At 70.1% G+C, this 6078-nt stretch carries 5 protein-coding genes; 1 reads left to right on the top strand and 4 read right to left on the bottom strand.

From position 1 onward, the window contains the following. Window positions 1-61: 61 nt before the first annotated feature. The 4 genes from eat to QH270_RS28390 form a co-directional block, all read right to left on the bottom strand. The gene (gene eat, locus QH270_RS28405) at window positions 62-1489 is read right to left on the bottom strand and encodes an ethanolamine permease (protein ID WP_280347113.1); all 1428 of its coding nucleotides are present in this window, start codon (window positions 1487-1489) and stop codon (window positions 62-64) included. Between the two features lie 164 nt (window positions 1490-1653). After that, the gene (locus tag QH270_RS28400; RefSeq protein WP_280347111.1) at window positions 1654-2049 is read right to left on the bottom strand and encodes a DUF779 domain-containing protein; all 396 of its coding nucleotides are present in this window, start codon (window positions 2047-2049) and stop codon (window positions 1654-1656) included. Then, a complete protein-coding gene (gene adh / locus QH270_RS28395) occupies window positions 2049-3566 on the bottom strand; it encodes an aldehyde dehydrogenase (protein ID WP_280347110.1) in 1518 nt (505 codons plus the stop codon). The genes QH270_RS28400 and adh overlap by 1 nt, the downstream gene beginning before the upstream one ends. Window positions 3567-3652: 86 nt before the next feature. Then, a complete protein-coding gene (locus tag QH270_RS28390; protein ID WP_280347108.1) occupies window positions 3653-4867 on the bottom strand; it encodes a transcriptional regulator in 1215 nt (404 codons plus the stop codon). Between the two features lie 139 nt (window positions 4868-5006). Here QH270_RS28390 and QH270_RS28385 point away from each other — a divergent pair, with 139 nt between their 5' ends. Continuing rightward, the gene (locus tag QH270_RS28385) at window positions 5007-6017 is read left to right on the top strand and encodes an Lrp/AsnC family transcriptional regulator (protein ID WP_280347106.1); all 1011 of its coding nucleotides are present in this window, start codon (window positions 5007-5009) and stop codon (window positions 6015-6017) included. The last annotated feature ends 61 nt before the right edge of the window (window positions 6018-6078 follow it).

Here is a 6078-nt window from a genome sequence, read left to right as displayed (position 1 = left end):
CCTCCTTGGGGGGTGGGGGGGGGCGGGGGGGGGGGGGCCCCCCCCGCACGTCTGGCTGCGGCTACTCGAGTTCTTGTTCGGCCTTCGCCAGCGCCGCGAACTCCTCGTCGGGCGACTTGGCGACCAGGTGATGGCGACTGTAGAGGCCGAAGTAGGCCATGAAGGCGCAGAACACACCGAGGGTGAACAGCGCGGCCTTCGGGTCGACCAGGAAGGTCGCCGCCACCGACGCGGCCGCGATGACCAGCGCGAACGCCGTGGTCGCGATGCCGCCGGGGGTGCGGTAGGGGCGCGGCATGTTCGGCTCGCGGACCCGGAGCACGATGTGGCTCACCATCATCAGCACGTAGCTCACGGCCGCGCCGAACACGGCCATGTTCAGCAGCATCGCGCCCTCGCCGGTGAGCGAGAGGGCGAAGCCGATGACGCCCGGCACGATCAGCGCCAGCACCGGCGCCTTGCGGGAGTTGGTCACCGACAGGCTGGTCGGCAGGTAGCCGGCGCGCGAGAGGGCGAAGGTCTGGCGGGAGTAGGCGTAGACGATGGAGAAGAAGCTGGCCACCAGGCCGGCCAGGCCGATGTAGTTGACGACCTTGGCGGCCGGGCTGTCACCGAGCGCCTCGACCAGCGGATTGCCCGAGGCCGACGCGCCCTGGGCGCCGAGCGCGCCGGTCACCAGGAACAGCACCACCGCGCCGGTCACCACCAGCAGCAGCATGGCGACGATGATGCCCTTGGGCACGTTCTTCTCCGGCTCGGTGGCCTCCTCGGCGGCCAGCGGCACGCCCTCGACCGCGAGGAAGAACCAGATCGCGAACGGGATCGCCGCCCAGATGCCCATGTACCCGAACGGCAGGAACGCTGAGGCGCCGGTCGCGGTCGCGTCGGGCGCGATGTTGGTGAGGTTCGCGACGTCGAACCGGCCCACCGCCGCGATCGCGAAGACGACCAGCCCGACCAGCGCGATCGCGGTGATCACGAACATCGCCTTGAGCGCCTCGCCCGCACCGCCGAGATGGATGCCGATGAACAGCGCGTACACCGCCAGGTACACCCACCAGCCGTCGGTGATCCCGAACAGGTTCAGCGACTCCACGTAGGCGCCGATGAAGGTGGCGATGGCCGCGGGCGCGATCGCGTATTCGATGAGAACCGCTGTGCCGGTGGCGAATCCGCCCCACGGGCCGAGTGCCCTGCGGGCGAAGGTGTAGCCGCCGCCCGCGGCGGGCAGTGCCGAGGACAGTTCGGCCATGCCGAGGACCATGGCCAGATACATCGCGGCGATGACGATCGCGGCGATCAGCAGACCGCCGAAGCCGCCTTCGGCGAGGCCGAAGTTCCAGCCGGAGTAGTCACCGGAGATCACGTAGCTCACGCCGAGACCGGCCAGCAGCACCCAACCGGCCGAGCCGGAGCGCAGGGTGCGTTTGGCGAGATAGTCGTCGGCGGGGGTGTCCGCGCCGGCGGCGGGGATCGCGTCGGTACTCACAGGGGTAGCTCCTCATCAACAAACAAAGCGCGTAGCGACGGCAACGGTGATCGTCGAGGGTTGAAGAATGGTTGACGACTGTTACGGCCGTGGATCCCGCAGGTCAGCTGCGCGTATCGAGCGCCGCCGACCTGCGGGAACGGTGTGATAGTGGGTGTTTCACATCACTGGGGAACGGTGTCACCGGTGGGTGGCGGCGGCTGGGATTCCAGCTCGGCCACCTCGTCGTCGGTGAGCAGGCGGGAGCGGATCAGGAACCGCACGCCTTCGGGGGCTTCCAGGGAGAAGCCGCTGCCCCGGCCGGGCACCACGTCGACGGTGAGATGGGTGTGCTTCCAGTATTCGAACTGGTCGGCACTCATCCAGAACGGGGTGTCGTCGGGCAGATGTCCGAGCAGCACGTCCGAGCGACCCACACGGAATTCACCGCGTGGGTAGCACATCGGGGAGCTGCCGTCGCAGCAGCCGCCGGACTGGTGGAACATGACCGGGCCGTGTCGCCCGGTCAGGTCCCGCAGCAGCGTCGCCGCCTGTTCGGTGAGGTCGACGCGCCGCACCATCAGAAGAAGCCGAGCTTCTGCGGCGAGTAGCTGACCAGCAGGTTCTTGGTCTGCTGGTAGTGGTCGAGCATCATCTTGTGGTTCTCGCGGCCGATGCCGGACTTCTTGTACCCGCCGAAGGCCGCGTGTGCGGGGTAGGCGTGGTAGCAGTTGGTCCATACCCGGCCCGCCTTGATGCCGCGCCCGAGGCGGTAGGCGGTGTTCATGTCGCGCGTCCACACGCCCGCGCCGAGGCCGTAGAGGGTGTCGTTGGCGATCTTCAGTGCTTCGTCGGTGGAGTCGAAGGTGGTCACCGCGACGACCGGGCCGAAGATCTCCTCCTGGAACACGCGCATGTCGTTGCTGCCCTTGAAGATCGTCGGCTCGATGTAGAAGCCGTCGCCCAGGCCGTCGACGTTGCGGACCGCGCCACCGGTGAGGACCTCGGCGCCTTCCTTCTTGCCGATGTCGATGTAGGACAGGATCTTCTCGAACTGGTCGTTGCTGGCTTGGGCGCCGATCATGGTGGCCTCGTCGAGCGGGTTGCCGCTGACGATGGCCTTGGTGCGCTCCACGCAGCGGGCCATGAACTCGTCGTAGATCGAGGACGCGATCAGCGCGCGCGAGGGACAGGTGCACACCTCGCCCTGGTTGAGCGCGAACATCACGAAGCCCTCGATCGCCTTGTCGAGGAAGTCGTCGTCGGCGGCCATCACGTCGGGCAGGAAGATGTTGGGGCTCTTGCCGCCCAGTTCCAGCGTCACCGGGATGATGTTCTCGCTGGCGTACTGCATGATCAGCCGGCCGGTGGTGGTCTCGCCGGTGAAGGCGACCTTGGCCACGCGCGGGCTCGACGCGAGCGGTTTGCCGGCTTCGACGCCGAATCCGTTGACCACGTTGAGAACTCCCGGCGGCAGCAGATCCGCGACGAGCTCGACGACCTTCATGATCGAGGCGGGGGTCTGCTCGGCGGGCTTGAGTACCACGGCGTTGCCGGCGGCCAGCGCGGGCGCCAGCTTCCAGGTGGCCATCAGGATGGGGAAGTTCCACGGAATGATCTGGGCGACGACGCCGAGCGGCTCGTGGAAGTGGTAGGCGATGGTGTCGCCGTCGATCTCGCTGATCCCGCCCTCCTGGGCGCGCAGGACGCCGGCGAAGTAGCGGAAGTGGTCGACGGCCAGTGGCAGGTCGGCGGCGAGGGTCTCGCGGACCGGTTTGCCGTTGTCCCAGGTCTCGGCGACGGCGAGGGCTTCGAGGTTGGTCTCGATGCGGTCGGCGATCTTGTTGAGGATGTTGGCGCGCTCGGCGGCCGAGGTGGCGCCCCAGGCGTCGGCGGCGCGGTGGGCGGCGTCGAGGGCCAGTTCGACATCGGCGGCGGTCGATCGCGCGATCTCGCAGAAGGGCTGGCCGTCGACCGGGGAGGTGTTCTCGAAGTAGCGGCCCTCGACCGGCGGAACCCATTTCCCGTCGATGAAGTTGTCGTACCGCTTGGCGTAGCTGACGATGCTGCCCTCGGTGCCCGGCTTGGCGTAGATCATGTGCGGAGGCTCCTCGCTGATTCCGGTGAAGCGTGACGCCCATCACTATCCGCCGCGAGGGTTGATGAAACGTTGAAGCCGACCGATCAGGCGCGAAGGGCGCTGTGCAGGCGGGCGGCGGCGACCGCGCGCCGCGTGTCGCGCGGGGGCAGCAGCGTCATGGCGTGTTCGTGGACGGCGATGTCGTCGGGGGCGGCTTCGCCGTAGGTCAGCGCGTGCTCGGCGTCGGTGCTGGCCAGGACCGCGTTGCGCATGGCGACCGCGAGGTAGTCGCGCCATTCGCTGATGCCGGGGGTGTCCGAATCCGGAAGCAGCGGACCGTGATACAGCCGCACGGCGGTGTCGACATCGCCGGATTCCAGGGCGCGCAGCACGTCGACGGCGTCGCAGGACAGTGCCGTGGTGAAGCGGTAGACGCGGCTGGTGATGTCACCGCCGGTGGCCCGGCGCAGATACGACATCTCCGATTTGAGCGTGCTCGCGCCGACCGCGCGGTCGCCGTAGACGGCATAGTGCAGGCGTTCGTGGCTGTAGCCGTCGTCGTCGAGGGCGAGCAGGGTGAGGATCTCGAGCTGGCGCGGGCGCAGCCGGATCGGCGTGCCGTCGCGCACCAGCCGGCCGGTGCCGAGGCAGGTCAGCCGCATGCCCGCCGCTGCGGGCGCGGCCGCGTGCAGTTTGGCCTCGATCGCGCTGGTCATCGTGCGCACGGTCGCCATGGCCAGCGGATGCGAGCGCTTCCAGGTGGTCGACAGGTCGAGCACGCCGAGCAGGGTCCCGTCCGCCGCGCGGATCGGCGCGCAGTAACAGACCCAGCCGTGCAGGGCGGCGACCAGGTGTTCGGCCGAGAACACGGTGTGCGGTTGATCGGTGCGCAGGGCCAGCGAGAGCGCGTTGGTCCCCATGTGCGCCTCGTCCCAGCGCCCACCCGGCGCGAAGTTCACCTGCTCGGCCCTGCGCCGCATGACCGGGCCGCCGTAGGTCCACAGGATCGTGCCGGAGGCATCGGTGACGGCGGCGACGTAGCCCGCGTCGTCGGCGACGCTGTGCAGCTGATCCTGCAACTCGGTGACCGGCCCCCGCAGCGGTGACTCCGCCCAGCGCGGGCCGACATCGCCCGCCTCGCTCTCCGGCGCGTGATCGCGGGCCGGATCCACCGTCCGCAACGAGCGCAGCCACGACTGCGCCACCTCGGTCCGCACCGACGAACTACGCCCCGGCGCGGATTGTCCGCCCGGCACCCACTGCGCCCACTCCCGCTCCAGCGCGGCGCGCTGCGCGGAAAGCGTCAGCTGCGGTGCCATGGCGGTCCTGTTCGGTCGCGATCCGGGGGTTTCACCCTAATAATGCCCCACCGGCGCGTCCGGAAAGGAGGTTTCGTCGGGCGGTGGCACTGCCCGACTCGACCGCGGTCTACTTTGGCCGGATGAGATGGATCCGCGCATGAAGGTCGACGAGCTCGACCTGGCGCTGATCACCGCGCTGCAGGTCGCGCCGCGTGCGTCGTGGGCCAGGCTGGCCGGTCCGCTCGGTGTCGACGCGGCAACGCTGTCGCGGCGGTGGTCGGCGCTGCGGGAGAGCGGGACGGCCTGGCTCACCTGCTATCCGGGGGCGGGCTTCGCCGCGGTCGGAGTACTGGCGTTCGTCCAGGTCGACTGTGAGCCGAGCGAGCTCGCGGCGGTGGCCGCGGCGCTCGCCGCGCTGCCCGCGGTGGTCAGCGTGGAGCTGGTCGCGGGCGCGCACCCGCTGCTGCTCACCGTCGGCTCCGCGTCCGCGGCCCTGTTCACCGAGCAGCTGCTGGCCTTCGGCCGGATTCCCGGGGTGCGCGGGCTGCGGACCCACCCGGTTCGGCGGTTGCATCGGGAGGGCAGCCGGTGGCGCTTCGACGCGCTCTCGCCGGGGCAGCAGCGTGAACTGGCCGTGGCCGCGGCACCCGGAGCCGAGGAGCCCGCGCCGCTGTCCGCCGAGGAGCGCGCGCTGATCCTGGCCCTCGGCGCCGACGGCCGACGGACCGTCGCCGCCCTGGCCGCGGACCTGGACCGCCCGGAGGCCACGGTGCGCAGGCTGCTCGGCAAGGTGCTCGACGGTGGCAGGGCCGTGCTGCGCTGCGAGGCCGCGCTACCGGTGACCGGTTGGCGGGCCACGGCCACGCTCTGGCTGAACATGCCCGCCGCCGAACGTGTTCCGGTGATGGACGCGATCGAGGCGTTGCGCGACACCCGGCTGTGCGCGGCCACGGTCACCGACGCCGACGCGATCGCGGTGACGTGCTTCCGTGGACTGGACGGTCTGGCCGACTACGAGGCGCGGCTCGGCGCCGTCGCGCCGGGACTGCGGGTCCTCGACCGCGCGGTGACGCTGCGCTGGGTGAAACGGATGGGCCGACTGCTCGGCGAGGACGGGCGCGCCGTCGGATCCGTGCCGATGGACGTGTGGGCACCGGCGCCGACCTGACGGATCCGTGCACGAAGGCGCGGAATTCGCCGGAATCCCGCGTTTGCGCGGAGTGGCTTCC

Source organism: Nocardia neocaledoniensis (assembly GCF_029868625.1).
GTDB lineage: Bacteria > Actinomycetota > Actinomycetes > Mycobacteriales > Mycobacteriaceae > Nocardia > Nocardia neocaledoniensis_A.
Note: the sequence above shows the minus strand (reverse complement) of the source record. Positions and strands in the feature narration are given on the sequence as shown.

What these genes read in the sequence shown, in the direction of transcription:
- QH270_RS28390 (WP_280347108.1), bottom strand. Translation starts at nt 4,867, where the DNA reads ATGGCACCGCAGCTGACGCTTTCCGCGCAGCGCGCCGCGCTGGAGCGG.
- QH270_RS28400 (WP_280347111.1), bottom strand. Translation starts at nt 2,049, where the DNA reads ATGGTGCGGCGCGTCGACCTCACCGAACAGGCGGCGACGCTGCTGCGG.
- adh (WP_280347110.1), bottom strand. Translation starts at nt 3,566, where the DNA reads ATGATCTACGCCAAGCCGGGCACCGAGGGCAGCATCGTCAGCTACGCC.
- QH270_RS28385 (WP_280347106.1), top strand. Translation starts at nt 5,007, where the DNA reads ATGAAGGTCGACGAGCTCGACCTGGCGCTGATCACCGCGCTGCAGGTC.